The 12,489-nt window shown below is 72.3% G+C and carries 10 protein-coding genes and 2 tRNA genes; 6 read left to right on the forward strand and 6 right to left on the reverse strand.

Going from position 1 to position 12,489, the window contains the following annotated elements:
* Positions 1–90: 90 nt before the first annotated feature.
* The 3 genes from D450_RS0125645 to D450_RS0125655 all read left to right on the forward strand — a co-directional run bounded on the left by D450_RS0125645 (position 91) and on the right by D450_RS0125655 (position 3,043).
* Positions 91–1,206, forward strand: a complete 1,116-nt coding sequence (locus D450_RS0125645; protein ID WP_017541490.1) for a PP2C family protein-serine/threonine phosphatase — start codon at positions 91–93, stop codon at positions 1,204–1,206.
* Between the two features lie 117 nt (positions 1,207–1,323).
* Positions 1,324–2,667 carry a magnesium transporter gene (gene mgtE / locus D450_RS0125650; RefSeq protein ID WP_026128771.1) on the forward strand — a complete coding sequence of 448 codons (1,344 nt, stop codon included), beginning with the start codon at positions 1,324–1,326 and terminating at the stop codon, positions 2,665–2,667.
* 151 nt (positions 2,668–2,818) lie between these two features.
* Complete coding sequence (locus D450_RS0125655; protein ID WP_017541492.1) at positions 2,819–3,043, forward strand: antitoxin; 225 nt, start codon at positions 2,819–2,821, stop codon at positions 3,041–3,043.
* Positions 3,044–3,114: 71 nt separating this feature from the next.
* On the opposite strand, the gene D450_RS0125660 is transcribed toward D450_RS0125655, so the two are convergent.
* Entirely contained in the window at positions 3,115–3,915 is an 801-nt protein-coding gene (locus D450_RS0125660; protein WP_017541493.1) for an ABC transporter ATP-binding protein, read from the reverse strand.
* Between the two features lie 306 nt (positions 3,916–4,221).
* Here D450_RS0125660 and D450_RS0125665 point away from each other — a divergent pair, with 306 nt between their 5' ends.
* The gene (locus D450_RS0125665; RefSeq protein WP_017541494.1) at positions 4,222–4,668 is read left to right on the forward strand and encodes a hypothetical protein; all 447 of its coding nucleotides are present in this window, start codon (positions 4,222–4,224) and stop codon (positions 4,666–4,668) included.
* Positions 4,669–4,773: 105 nt separating this feature from the next.
* On the opposite strand, the gene D450_RS31295 is transcribed toward D450_RS0125665, so the two are convergent.
* From D450_RS31295 to D450_RS0125690, 5 genes are all read right to left on the reverse strand, one after another.
* A complete protein-coding gene (locus D450_RS31295) occupies positions 4,774–6,429 on the reverse strand; it encodes an MDR family MFS transporter (RefSeq protein WP_051063661.1) in 1,656 nt (551 codons plus the stop codon).
* Between the two features lie 145 nt (positions 6,430–6,574).
* Complete coding sequence (locus D450_RS0125675) at positions 6,575–7,222, reverse strand: TetR/AcrR family transcriptional regulator (RefSeq protein WP_017541495.1); 648 nt, start codon at positions 7,220–7,222, stop codon at positions 6,575–6,577.
* Positions 7,223–7,387: 165 nt separating this feature from the next.
* Positions 7,388–9,271, reverse strand: coding sequence for an ABC transporter ATP-binding protein (locus D450_RS0125680; RefSeq protein WP_017541496.1), 1,884 nt, complete (start codon positions 9,269–9,271; stop codon positions 7,388–7,390).
* Between the two features lie 354 nt (positions 9,272–9,625).
* Positions 9,626–10,111 carry an adenylyltransferase/cytidyltransferase family protein gene (locus D450_RS0125685; protein ID WP_017541497.1) on the reverse strand — a complete coding sequence of 162 codons (486 nt, stop codon included), beginning with the start codon at positions 10,109–10,111 and terminating at the stop codon, positions 9,626–9,628.
* Between the two features lie 164 nt (positions 10,112–10,275).
* Positions 10,276–10,346: transfer RNA gene (locus D450_RS0125690), tRNA-Gly, on the reverse strand.
* A gap of 111 nt (positions 10,347–10,457) precedes the next feature.
* Here D450_RS0125690 and D450_RS0125695 point away from each other — a divergent pair.
* Both D450_RS0125695 and tig read left to right on the forward strand, forming a co-directional pair.
* A tRNA-Pro gene (locus D450_RS0125695) sits at positions 10,458–10,532 on the forward strand.
* Between the two features lie 251 nt (positions 10,533–10,783).
* Positions 10,784–12,205 (forward strand): trigger factor, encoded by a 1,422-nt coding sequence (gene tig / locus D450_RS0125700; RefSeq protein WP_017541498.1) that lies wholly within the window; start codon positions 10,784–10,786, stop codon positions 12,203–12,205.
* Positions 12,206–12,489: the final 284 nt, after the last annotated feature.

A 12,489-nucleotide genomic window follows, 5' to 3' on the forward strand; every position in this document is an offset into this window, starting at 1 on the left:
ATATCGGATGGTCCCTTTTGGAGACCGCTGCCGGATTTGCCGACGGGGCGGCGTGCTCGACCGGTTTTCCCGCGCTAAGGTGCGGGAACGATGAACTCCACGCCTGCCGCGAAGATCAGCCGCCGCCTCCGCTCCCTCTGGCAGCGCGCGGCCGCCTTTCTCCGGCGCAAAGTGCTCTTCCGCTACCGGCTGGTGCTCATCACCCTGGTCCTGCTCGCGGTGGGGATCTGCGCCGGGGCCGTGTGGGGCCCACCCGGCTGGTTCCCGCCCAGCGCCGTCATCCTCACCGTGCTCGCCGGCGGACTCCTGCTCAAGCGCAAGAGCCTGGCATTCCTGCTCGGGGTGGTGGCCGCCGCGCTGCTGGCGACCGCCCTGGCCCTGGACTTCGGCCAGGTCGGCCCCGGCCTGGCCGTCACCATCGGTGTCGCCGGGGTGCTGGCCTACCTGCTGTCGGGGGTGCGCGAGCGGCTGGGCGTGCAGGGCTTCGGCGGCGAGAAGATGCTGCTGGAGCTGCGCGACCGGCTGCGCGCCCAGGGCCGCCTGCCCGACCTGCCCTCGGGCTGGGGCGCCGGCGCGGTGCTGCGCCAGGCCGGGGGGTCCTCCTTCGGCGGCGACTTCCTCCTCTCCCGGCAGCAGGACCGGCGCCTGGACCTGGCCCTGGTGGACGTCTCGGGCAAGGGCGTGGACGCCGGGACCCGGGCCCTGCTGCTCTCCGGCGCCTTCAGCGGCATGCTCAGCGCCGTGCCCACCGAGGAGTTCCTCGCCTACTGCAACGACCACCTGGTCCGCACGGCCGAAGGTGAGGGATTCGTCACGGCGGTGCACCTGAGCATCGACCTGGAAACCGGCGACTACCTCATCACTTCGGCCGGACACCCCCCGGCGGTCCAGTTCGACAACGGCGCCGGACAGTGGTCGACTACCGATGCCAAGGGCGTCGTGCTCGGGGTCATCCCCGAGATGACCTACACGCCGGCGGAGGGCCGCCTGCGCCCCGGCGACGCGATCATGCTCTACACCGACGGGCTGATCGAGACCCCCGGCGAGGACCTCGACGCGGGCGTCGACCGGCTTCTCGGCGCGGCCGACCAGATGGTGGCCCAAGGGTCCCGGCAGGGCTTCCGCAAGGGCATCGAGCGCATCGTGGACACCCTCGGCAAGGGCGGCAACGACGACACGGCGCTCGTGGTCATCTGGCGTTCCTGACGCCTTCCCCGAGTGGGCCCCCGGGCGGGGGTACCGTCGCACGGTGCCTGCCGCGGGCCCGCGCGTGTCCGGGACACGCGCGCCGCAACGGACGAGGGAGCAAGGGGGGTGCTCGGGATGTCCGAAGAGGACAACGGCGAAGAGCTCATCCGGTTGATCGAGGAGAACGACCTCACCGGGATCCGCCTATGGCTGGCCGGCCACGCCCCCTATGAGATCGCCGACGAGCTGGAACGCATGGACAGCCACCGTGCGATCGTGCCCTTCCGGCTCCTGGACAAGGACCGCGAGCTTGAGGTCTTCGAGGAGCTCGACCCCGTCCACCAGCAGGAGATCCTGGTCGGCCTGCGCGATGCGGCCTTCCACGACCTGCTGGAGGAGATGGACCCCGACGACCGCGCACGGCTGATCGGGGAGGCCCCCGCCAAGATCGCCACCCGGGCCCTGGCCGGGCTCAGCCCCGCCGAGCGCAAGATGACCGCCGCGCTGCTCGGCTACCCCGAGGGCTCGGTCGGCCGGTACATGACCCCGGAGACGGTGATCCTGCACCGCGACCTGACGGTGGGCCGCGCCCTGGAGGTCGTGCGGGCCAAGAGCGCCGACGCCGAGACGGTCTACACCCTGCCGGTGGTCGCCGACGGCCGCCGGTTCGACGGCACCGTGCAGCTGGCCGACCTGGTGCGCGCCGACGACGAGGCCGAGCTCAAGGACGTGGTGGACGTCCTGGTGCCGCGGGTGCGCGCCACCGAGCCGGCCGAGGACGCCGCCCGCCTGATGCAGGAGGCCAACCTGGTCGCCCTGCCGGTGGTCGACTCCGAGGACCGCTTCGTCGGGCTGCTCACCTTCGACGACGCCCTGGAGCTGATCGAGGCCGCCGACTCCGAGGACATCGCCCGCCAGTCCGGCGCCAGCCCGGTGGCCGGGCACTACGTGGCCGCCGGCGTGGTGCGCCTGGCCCGCGCCCGGGCCACCTGGCTGCTGCTCCTCATCGTCGCCGCCACCCTGACCGTCAACGTCATGCAGGCCTACGAGGCGACGCTGGAGGAGGTCACCGCGCTGGCCCTGTTCGTGCCGATGCTCACCGGCACCGGCGGGAACGTGGGCTCGCAGTCGGCCACCGCCATCGTGCGCGCCCTGGCCGTGGGCGAGGTGCGCGTGCGCGACCTGCCCCGGGTGGCCTGGAAGGAGGCCCGGGTCGGCCTGCTGCTGGGGCTGATGCTGGCCTGCGTCGCGCTGGTGATCGGCTCGGCCCTGGTGGGGCCGATGGTCGCCGGGGTGGTGGGGCTGTCGGTGATCTCCATCTGCGTCTGGGCCGCGGCGATCGGCAGCTGCATGCCGCTGCTGGCCCGCCGCGTCGGGGTGGACCCGGCGGTGGTCTCCGCGCCGCTGGTGGCCACCCTGGTCGACGCCACCGGCCTGCTCATCTACTTCAACATCGCCCGGCTGGTGCTGCACATCTGACCCGGCCCCGGGGCGCGCCCGTCGGCCCCCGCTGTGCGCCCGTCCGGTGGCCGTGCCGTGCCCGGTCCCCGCTCCGAGCGGGCATGATCGGCCGCGGCCCTGGGTATCGCGTACGGAGAGACACTGGCCGGACGCGCCGAAGGGGGACGGAATGTCCGGAATCGGGGACGCTTTCGACAAGGCCAAGAAGGCCGCCGCGGACCACGGCGAGAAGCTCGCCGACGGGGTGGACAAGGCGGCCGGATTCGCCAAGGAGAAGACCGGCGGCGCGCACGACGACACGATCGACAAGGCCGGCGGTGCGGCGACCGAGTACCTCCGCAAGCAGGCGGCCAAGGAGCGCGGCGAGGACGGCGGCGCTGACGGGAAGGGATAGCCGCCCGCGCCGGCGCGCGCAGACGTGAGGAGGTGCGGCGCCCGGGGAAGGCCCCGGGCGCCGCACCGCGCTCATGGGCGGGCCCGGGCGCTCCAGCGGCCGCCGCGCCGCTCGATCCCGATCGGGTGGTCGAAGCACTCCGAGACGTGCTTCGAGGTCAGCACGGAGTCCGCGGGTCCGTGGGCCACCGCCCGCCCGGCCCGCAGCAGCAGCGCGTGGGTGGTGGTCGCCGGCAGTTCCTCCAGGTGGTGGGTGACCATCACCGTGGCCATGTGCGGGCGCGCGGCGCGCAGCCGGTCCACCGCCGCCAGCAGCCCCTCGCGCGCGGCCACGTCCAGCCCGGTGGCCGGCTCGTCCATGAGCAGCAGGTCGGGCTCGGCCATCAGCGCGCGGGCGATCAGCACCCGGCCGCGCTCGCCCTGGGACAGCGTGGTCCACGGGTCGTCCGCCCGGTCCGCGGCGCCGAGCAGGTCCAGCAGCTCTTCGGCGCGCGCCCGCTGTGCGGGGGAGGGCTCCCAGCGGGGCGGGACCTCGATGCTCCCGGTCGCCCCGGTGAGCACCACCCGGCGGGCCGGCAGTGCCGACCGCAGGTCGTGGCGGGGGTCGACGTGGCCGATCCGGGCCCGCAGCGCGCGCACGTCCACCCGCCCCAGCAGGTGGCCGAGCACGCGCACCGTGCCGCGGGTGGGGTGGGCGCGGGCCCCGAGCAGGTGGAGCAGGGTGGTCTTGCCCGCGCCGTTGGGGCCCAGCAGCGCCCAGTGCTCGCCGGGGCGCACCGCCAGGTCCACCTGGTCGAGCAGGGGCTTGCCGGAGCGGACCAGGTCCACCCCGTCGGCCTCGATCACGTTCGGGGCGCGGTCGTCGGCGGCCACGCGCTCACCGCCCTCCGTCGGTACGGGTCGGTTCCTCCTCGGCGCCGGGCCCGGCGCCGGATCACCCTACCGCCGGGGGCGCCCCGGGCCTGCGGTCGCGGGGCCGGGGCGGCGCTTCCCCGGCCGACGGGGCCGCGTTCTTCGCGGTCGGCCTGCACGTCTACCGTGGTAAGCGGCAATGGGCACATCGCGCCGCACAGGGCGCGGAAGGGGCGCGAGAAGGTGGGAGCGGATCCAGCGGACCAGCCGTGCAAGCTCGTCGTCTGCCGGGGGTGCTGCTGCGGGACCAAGAAGAAGGTCCCCGGAGTGGACCACAAGGGGCAGCTGAAGCGGCTCGGCGGGATCGAGGACCATGACGGGCGGTCCGTGCCCGTCCGCGTGAGCAAGTGCCTCGGCATCTGCTTCAAGGCCAACGTGGTGGTGGTCCAGCCCTCCTCCAAGGGGCGCGCGTCCGGCGGGCGGCCGGTGTGGCTGGGCGACTTCACCGAGGACGGGCTGCTGGACGAGCTCGACGACTGGATCTTCGAGGGCGGCCCCGGGGTGGTGCCGGTGCCCGACCCCCTCCGCCCCCACCTCACGTCCAAGGACGCGAAGAAGCCCAAGAAGAAGGACCTCAAGAAGCGGCGCAAGAAGGAGCGCAAGCGGGCCGAGAAGGAGAAGGCGTCCGCGGCTCCGGAAGGCGCCGGGGACGGGGCCTCCGAGCGCGGCTCCGGCAAGGGCGAGAAGAAAAAGAAGAAGAAAAAGAAGAAGTGAGGTGGGCCCCCGCGCCACCCCACTCCTGTTCCTGTCCGCCCTCCGCCGTTCCGGGCGCCCCTCCCGACGGCGGGGGCGGGCGCCCGGCCGGAGGTCGGGCGGGGGTCAGGCGGAGGCCCCGGCCTTCTCCGGCTCCCCGGGGTCGCCGGGCCGCTCTGCGGGGCCCTCTCCGCCGGGACCGCCGCCGTCTCCGGGCTCCTCGGCGGCGCCCACCGTGGTCGCCAGCGGGCGCTCCTTGACGAAGAGCGACAGCACGAACCCGACCAGCACGATCGGCACCCCGTACAGGAACACGGGCGGAAGCGCGCCGGCGAAGGCGTGCACCACTACCTCGCGCACCTCGGGCGGCAGGGCCTGCAGCATGTCCGGGGTCAGCGAGCTGATCCCGGCCTCGCCGCCCTCCACCTGCAGTCCGCCGCCGGGCAGGTCGGCCACCCGCTCGTTGAGCCGTCCGACGAAGATCGACCCGAACACCGCGATGCCGAACGACGCCCCGATCTGCCGGAAGTAGTTGTTCGCCGAGGTGGCCGTGCCCAGGTGCCGTGCCGGGGCCGAGTTCTGCACGATCAGCACCAGGTTCTGCATCACCGTGCCCACGCCCAGGCCCAGCACCAGCATCCCGGTGGCGTTGTACAGGTAGCTCGTGTCGGCGTCCATCCGGGACAGCAGCACCAGACCGGCCATGATCACCAGGGTGCCCAGGATCGGGAAGACCTTGTAGCGCCCGGTGGAGGAGATCAGCCGCCCGGTGGTGATGGTCGCGGTCAGCATGCCCGCCACCATGGGGACCATCCGCAGCCCGGACTCGGTGGCCGAGGCGCCGTTGACCATCTGCAGGAACGTCGGCAGGTAGGAGACCGTGGAGAACATCGCGATGCCGACGGTGACGCCGATGAGCGCGGTGAGCACGAAGTCGCGGTTGCGGAACAGCGAGAGCGGGATGATCGGCTCGCTCGCCCGGTGCTCGGCCAGCACGAACAGCGCCGCGCTGACCACCGCGCCGGCGCCCAGGCCGATGATCACCGGGCTGTTCCAGTCGTACTCGCCCCCGCCCCAGCTGGTGAACAGCACCACGCACACGCTGGCCGCCGCCAGCAGCAGCGTGCCCAGGTAGTCCAGGCGCGGCCTCGGGCCGGTCGGCGTGGGCAGGTGCAGCACGGCGGCGGCGACCGCCAGCGCCGCGGCGCCCAGCGGCAGGTTGATGTAGAAGATCCAGCGCCAGTCGAGGTGGTCGGTGAAGAACCCGCCCAGCAGCGGGCCGGCCACCGAGGCCAGTCCGAACACGCCGCCCATCAGGCCCATGTAGCGGCCGCGCTCGCGGGCGGGCACCACGTCGGCGATGATCGCCTGGGCGGTGATCATCAGACCGCCGCCGCCGATGCCCTGCAGCGCGCGGAAGGCGATGAGCTGCGGCATGTTCTGGGCGATGCCGCACAGCACCGAGCCGACCAGGAACATGCCGATGGCGAAGATGAAGACGTTCTTGCGCCCGAACAGGTCGCCGGCCTTGCCGTAGATCGGCATGCCCACCGTGGCGGCGAGCATGTAGGCGGTGACCACCCAGGACAGGTGCTCAAGGCCGTTGAGCTCGCCGACGATGGTCGGCAGGGCCGTGGAGACGATGGTCTGGTCGAGCGCGCCGAGCAGCATCGTCAGCATGACGCTGAAGAAGATCCAGCCGATGTGCGGCCTCTTCTTCTCCTTTGCGCCGCTGCCGCCGCTCGGCGGAGCCGAGGGGTCCTCGGTGCCGGTGGTCGTCATGGGATGGGTCTCGCTTCCCCGTGGGATGGGTGGGCGCCCGCGCGGGGCGGGCGCCGCGTCGATTCGGTGGGGCAGGGGATGTGGGGACGGGGCCGGGGCCCGGGGCGGGGCCGCCGGGAGGACGGGAGGCGGGTGCGGTCCGGGGTCAGGGGCCCTGGCCGGGGAGCAGGAAGAACCCCCGCAGGGCCTGGAAGGTCTCGTCCATGACCCGCTCCAGGTCCTTCAGGTAGGCCTCGGCGGTCCGGGCGTCCTGGCAGGGGCCGTGCCCGGACTCCTTGAAGCGGTGCAGGGTGAACCGCATCAGGGTGGAGGCCAGGTGCGCCCCGAGCTGGGGGCGGATCGCGTCGTCCTCCTCGCCCAGGCGCGCCGCGATGTCGGCGGCGATCTGCTGCTCGGTCTCGGCGAACCGCGCCATGGCGCGCGGCATCAGCGACGGCTCCTTCTGCACGAGCCGCTTGCGCAGGAGCATGTCCTCGAACGCCGAACGGTGCTCCTCCGGGTCGTCGCGGACGAAGGTGAGCAGGTAGGCCTTCAGGTCCTCGACGGGGTCCCCCGTAGGGCCGCCGGCGATGAACTCGGCACGGCCCTCGTCGGTGGCGGCCAGTGGGCCCTCGCCCACCAGGGCGTCGTCCTTGGAGGCGTAGTAGTTGAAGAAGGTCCGGGAGGACACGTCCGCGGCGGCGGCGATGTCGTCGACGGTGACCGCGTCCAGGCCGTTCTCCAGCACCAGCCGGACCGCCTCGCGGTGCAGGCGGCGGCGGGTCTCGCGCTTCTTGCGCTCGCGCAGTCCCATGGCGCCCCCTCGGTGTCGGTCCGTCCTCGCCACCCTCTATATTGCAGTCTCTGCAAAAATGCGGCAACTGAATTTCTGCGTGATCTGAATCTCGGGCAGGGGGTGGAATACGGAACCGCCCTACCGCTCCGTCCGGGGCGGTAGGGCGGTCAGGGCCACCAGGGCTCAGGCCCGGGACTTCTCCTGGGAGGCGAACTGGGTCCGGTAGAGCGCCGTGTAGAGCCCGCCCTGGTCCAGCAGCTCGTCGTGGGTGCCGCGCTCCAGGATCCGCCCGTCCTCCATGACGAGGATCAGGTCGGCCTCGCGCACCGTGGCCAGCCGGTGGGCGATCACCAGCGAGGTGCGCCCCTCCAGGGCCGTGGCCAGCGCCCGCTGCACGGCCGCCTCGGACTCGGAGTCCAGGTGCGCCGTCGCCTCGTCCAGCACCACCACCGAGGGGCGCTTGAGCAGCAGCCGCGCGATCGCCAGCCGCTGCTTCTCACCGCCGGAGAGCCGGTAGCCCCGGTCGCCCACCATGGTGTCCAGGCCGTCGGGGAGCGCCTCCAGCAGGTGGCCCAGCTGCGCCGCCCGCATCGCCTCCTCCAGTTCGGCGTCGGTGGCGTCGGGCCGGGCGTAGCGCAGGTTGGCCCCGACGGTGTCGTGGAAGAGCTGGGCGTCCTGGGTGACCACGCCCACCGCATCGCGCACCGAGTCGAACGTCGCCTCCCGCAGGTCGGTCCCGCCCAGGCGCACCGCACCGTCGGTCGGGTCGTAGAGCCGCGTCACCAGGTGGGTCAGGGTGGTCTTCCCGGCCCCGGAGGGGCCCACCAGCGCCACCAGCGCCCCGGCCGGGGCGGTGAAGGACACCCCGCTGAGCACCTGGGTGTCGTCGCCCGACTCGGCGGCGGGGGTCAGCTCCAGGGAGGTCAGCGAGGACTCGGCGGCGGTGGGGTAGCGGAAGGAGACCCCGTCGAACTCCACGTCCAGCGGGCCCGCGGGCAGCGGCCGGGCGTCGGGGGCCTCGTCGATCATCGGCTTCAGGTCCAGCACCTCGAACACCCGGTCGAAGCTGACCAGGGCCGTCATCACCTCGACGTGGACGTTGGACAGTGCGGTGATGGGCGCGTACAGCCGGGTGAGCAGGGTGGCGAGCGCCACCAGCGTGCCCAGCTCGAAGGCGCCGCCGATGACCAGCGCGCCGCCGACGCCGTAGACGACCGCGGTGGCCAGCGCGGTGATCAGCCCGATCATGGTGAACAGCAGGCCGCCCACCACGGACTGGGTGATGCCGATGTCGCGCACCCGGCCGGCCTGGTCGGCGAAGGCGGCCGCCTCCTCCTTCGGGCGGCCGTACAGCTTGACCAGCATCGCCCCGCCGACGTTGAACCGCTCGGTCATCAGCGAGCTCATCTCGGCGTTGAGGTTCATCCCCTCGCGGGAGATGCCGGCGAGCCGGCGGCCGATCAGCTTTGCGGGGACCAGGAACAGCGGCACCATCACCAGCGCGGCCAGGGTGATCTGCCAGGAGAGCACGAACATGGTGGCCAGCACGGCGACCGTGCTGATGAGGTTGGACACCACCGACTGCAGGACCGAGGTGATGGCCCGCTGGGCGCCCACCACGTCGGTGTTGAGCCGGCTGATCAGCGACCCGGTCTGGGTGCGGGTGAAGAACGCCAGCGGCATCCGCTGGACGTGCGTGAACACCTGGGTGCGCAGCAGGTAGATGACGCCCTCGCCGATGCGCGCGGACAGCCACCGGTTGGCCAGGTTGAGCACGGCCTCCAGGAACGCCAGACCGGCCACGGCCAGGGCCAGCGAGGCCACCAGGCCGGTGTCGCGGCCGCCGACGCCCTGGTCGATGATCTGCTTGAGCAGCAGCGGGTTGGCCACCACGATCGCCGAGGCCAGTGAGGTACCGGTCACGAAGAGCACGATGGAGCGCCAGTGCGGCCGGGCATAGCCCACGATGCGCCGGGCGAGGCCCTTGGGCAGCGTCGTCTTGGCGGCGCTGCCGTCGTTGACCAGGGAACGGTAGATCGGGGGCCCGCCCCCGCCCATCATCGCCATCTCGACCTCATTCCCCCTCGGGCTCGTTCCCCATCGGGACATCGCGCGGAAGCACGGCGGCGCGCGCCGGACCGGACGCCGCCCTGCAGCGTCGTCAACAGCCCCGCCGTGCGGGCTGTTCCCGGGCGTTCCGTTCGAGCCGGGCGGCCGGAAGCGGCCGTCACCGGAGCCGGCCTCCCGTGCCGCGGAACCGCCGTCCGCGCACACCGGGAGCCACCGGAGCCTCGCCCCCGCCCGGCCCGCCGGCGGACGCGCGGCCCGCCGGCGGAGGCCTGACCCGGCCCGGAAGGGCATGGCCCGCCTGGAGGCAGGGGCCCCACCCCTGAACCCGGGGCTGCGCTACGGGCTCCTGCTCTACAGGCTGGGGGAGAGGCGGTTCAAGGTGGCACTGGTGGAGCGGCCGCGGGTCAGCGGCAGCTCCCAGAACTCGGCGCCCAGCGCCTCGGCACCGCGCCGCTTGGCCTCGGTGTGCGGGTCCCCGGCGGTGATGGCCAGCGCGGCGGGCGCCATCGGGCGCAGCAGGCCGGCGTAGGAGTCCCAGTCGTTGACCTCGGGCGGCCCGGAGACGATGAACACACCGTCCACACAGCGCAGCGCGGCCAGCAGCTCGGCCCGCTCGTCGTCGGGATTGACCGGCCGGTCGGGGCCCTTCCATGCGCTCACCCGGCGGTCGTCCTCCACCCCCACGACCAAGGGCAGCCCGCGGTCGCGAATGGCGGACAGGAAGCGCAGGTGGCCCACGTGCAGCACATCGAACACCCCGGTCACCACGGCCGGGGCCGCACCGGCCGGCGGCCCGGCGATCCAGCGGGCCGTCAGCGCGGGAACCTGCATCGGCATCTGCACACCTTCACACGATCGACCGGACGCGGAGCGGCCGAGGCGAGCCCTCCCCGCCCGACCCAAGATATCCCCGCCGGGGGCCCCGGGCCCTCCCGGGGCACGCACGACCCACCACACGACAAAAGGCCAGGCCCCGAGGGGACCCGGCCTTCGCCGCCCAGAGCGGGCGACGGGAATCGAACCCGCATGGCCAGCTTGGAAGGCTGGAGTTCTGCCATTGAACTACGCCCGCGTGGCTCCGGTGCGTCAGAGTTTCCTCTAGACTCGTTGAGCCGACGGGGACAAGACTACAGTCTCCGCAGCGTTGGTCGTACACCCGGAGGCACGGCCGGCGCGAGCAGTCCGGGGAGTAGCGCAGCTTGGTTAGCGCGCATGCTTTGGGAGCATGAGGCCGCGGGTTCGAATCCCGCCTCCCCGACGAGTACGTCATGGCTCGTGGTCCGGGGGCGCTGCGGCTCCCGTAGGCCCTGAGCCCCTGCTGTTCTGCCCTAGACTTGGTGTGATCAGCAGGGGGACGAACGCGAGACCGGGTGCCGGTCTCGGATCAAGGCCCCACGGCTCGGATCACTGACTGCTCGGCCGGTGCCGTCCCGGGCACCGCGGCCTTGCGTCGTGCCCTGCGTGCCGGGTCGTCCCGGAAAACAGCCGGAAATCTAGGAGTACCGCCCCGTGAAGACCGATGTCGAGGAGCTCAGCCCGACCCGGGTCAAGCTGACCATCGAGGTTCCGTTCAAGGAGCTGGACCACGCCTTCGACGAGACCTACAAGTCGCTGGCCAAGCAGGTCCGGATCAAGGGCTTCCGCCCGGGTAAGGCGCCGGCCCGGCTGATCGACCGCTACGTCGGCCGCGGAGCGGTGATCAGCGAGGCGGTCAACCACGCCGTCCCCGAGCTCTACAACGAGGCCATCCAGAAGGAGGAGGTCTTCGCGCTGGGCCAGCCCGACGTGGAGATCACCAAGCTGGAGGACAACGAGGAGCTGGCCTTCACCGCCGAGGTCGACGTCCGCCCCAAGTTCGAGGTCACCGACTGGGAGGGCATCGAGGTCACGGTCGACGACGCCGAGGCCGCCGACGAGCAGGTCGAGGAGCAGCTGGGCAACCTGCGCGAGCGGTTCTCCACCCTGGTCGGCGCCGACCGTCCGGCCGCCGAGGGCGACCACGTGTCCATCGACCTCTCCGCCGCCGTCGACGGAGAGAAGCTGGAGGACGTCCAGGCCAGCGGCGTCTCCTACGAGGTCGGCACCAACACCATGCTCGAGGGCCTGGACGAGGCCCTGACGGGCATGGCCGAGGGCGACGAGGCCACCTTCTCCACCAAGCTGGTCGGTGGCGAGCACGAGGGCCAGGACGCCGACGTCACCGTCACGGTGCACAGCGTCAAGGTCAAGGAGCTCCCCGAGCTGGACGACGAGTTCGCCCAGCTGGCCAGCGAGTTCGACACCATTGAGGAGCTGCGCGCCGACGTGCGCAAGCGCCTCGGCGAGATGCGCCGCGTCCAGCAGCTCTCCCAGGCCCGCGACCGCGCCATGGAGAAGCTGGTCGACTCGGTCGACATCCCGCTGCCGGACTCGGTCGTCGACGAGGAGGTCGACCGCCGCCGCCAGAGCCTGGAGAACCAGCTCCAGCAGGGCGGGCTGACCAAGGAGTCCTACCTGGAGTCCCAGGGCCAGACCGAGGAGGAGTTCGACGAGGAGCTGAAGACCAGCGCCCGCTCCGCGGTCAAGGCCGGCTTCGTCCTCGACCAGCTCGCCGTCCAGGAGGAGCTGTCGGCCGGCCAGGAGGACCTGACCGCCTACGTCGTCGAGCAGGCGCAGCGCATGGGCGTCTCCCCGGACCAGCTGGCCCAGCACCTGGTGCAGTCCAACCAGCTGCAGATCGCCTACACCGAGGTCGTCCGCTCCAAGGCCATGGACCTGGTCCTGGAGAAGGCCAAGGTGAGCGACGAGTCCGGCAACGCCGTCGAGACCGCCCAGGGCGGCGACGAGGCCGAGGCCGCCGTTGACGCCGCCGCCGAGGAGGCGGACCAGGGCGCCGAGGACGAGGCCGACGAGAAGATCGAAGAGAAGGCCGAGGACGGCAAGTCCGAGTAAGGCTTGCGCTCTGAAGCTCTGGGCCCCCGGCCGCGCCGTGCGCGGATCGGGGGCCCGTTCGCTTCGTGCGGAATGGGCGGCCTTTCCCGGTCGTGCCATGCGCTCAAAGCGAACAGGACCGCGAAGCGTGCGAGCGGGCCTGTGAAGAGCGTTAGTGTCGCAAGCGTCGCAACCGTTTCGATTTCGGAGCAGGTGACGAGAGTGCCGCCGACCCAGAATGAGTCCATGCGAGTCGATGCCCGAACGGCCGAGTCGCCTATTCCCCAGGTGTTCGAGCAGACGTC

It is taken from the genome of Nocardiopsis halophila DSM 44494, from assembly GCF_000341245.1.
In the GTDB taxonomy this organism is placed as follows: domain Bacteria; phylum Actinomycetota; class Actinomycetes; order Streptosporangiales; family Streptosporangiaceae; genus Nocardiopsis_A; species Nocardiopsis_A halophila.